Source organism: Dellaglioa sp. CoH-57-MRSF-18, from assembly GCF_056781995.1.
On the sequence record NZ_JBXAXX010000208.1, the window covers coordinates 1 to 277 of the forward strand.

At 49.1% G+C, this 277-nt stretch carries 1 protein-coding gene; it reads right to left on the bottom strand.

Translation table 11 applies throughout. The features are described from left to right. Window positions 1–54: 54 nt before the first annotated feature. Window positions 55–277: hypothetical protein (locus tag AC1RPG_RS08740; RefSeq protein ID WP_481762595.1), on the bottom strand; the 223-nt coding region annotated here is incomplete at its 5' end.

The window sequence follows — 277 nt, forward strand, 5'->3', positions numbered from 1 at the left end:
TCCTTTACCCTCGCGCGCGTCGTGGGTAATCTGACGTGACGGCATTTAAATCTCCTATAGATTGTGTTCTCTTGCGATCCGGCGAATAAACTCTCGGCTGCGCCCGAATTCGCTAACTATGTCCTTCTGCTTTGCACCATCTCGAATGCGGGCCGCAATCAGAATTTTCTCTTCTGCATCAGACCAGCGCCGAGAAGTCTCACGAATAATTTTCCGTTTGCCGTTTTCCACCTCACATGGATCAGTCTTACAGTTGTCAAAATGCCATCGTGTCATC